The sequence below is a fragment of the Colwellia ponticola genome (assembly GCF_005885605.1).
In the GTDB taxonomy this organism is placed as follows: domain Bacteria; phylum Pseudomonadota; class Gammaproteobacteria; order Enterobacterales; family Alteromonadaceae; genus Colwellia; species Colwellia ponticola.
This window is the reverse complement of record NZ_SZVP01000052.1, coordinates 1-499: the sequence shown is the minus strand read 5'-3', so window position 1 is coordinate 499 and position 499 is coordinate 1. Positions and strand designations below refer to the sequence as shown.

The 499-nt window shown below is 39.9% G+C and carries 1 protein-coding gene; it reads right to left on the bottom strand.

Features of this window, described 5'->3' with window-relative positions:
- The coding region (locus FCS21_RS17620) for a polysaccharide pyruvyl transferase family protein (protein ID WP_138624482.1) at window positions 1-499 on the bottom strand (499 nt) is incomplete at both ends.

Below are 499 nucleotides of genomic sequence, written 5' to 3'. Positions count from 1 at the left end.
GGCCAATCAAGGTCAGATAATCCCGAATTCTGGAATCAGTGCTTTGCCTGTTATTGATCACGGAATACATGGGCTTGTTAAATATTGTAGAGAAAACCGTACCATGATATCCATCTGTCATGACAGCCGAAGCATGATACATATAATTCAAAAATTCTACCGGACTTGCATCATTGATAAAATTGCCACGGAAGGATTCTTTTTCCAAATGCATCCAAATATACTTAATTTTCAGTCCGCGCTCTTTTGCAATCTGCTCTGCAATTGCCATGTTCCGCTTGATAGGTTTCTTATCAATGAGATAGCAAAGCAGGTATTTTTCCTTAGCAAGTGGACTGCTCTTATCCACAAATGTTTCCCAATCTTCTCTTGTCAGTAAAAGGACAGGATCAACTGTGTCCACAACACTGTGCCCGCAAATTGCTTCTACTTTTTCTTTCGCGCCCTTTTCTCTCAAACCAACATACGGAAAATCCTTTGCATATTTAGAATATCCACG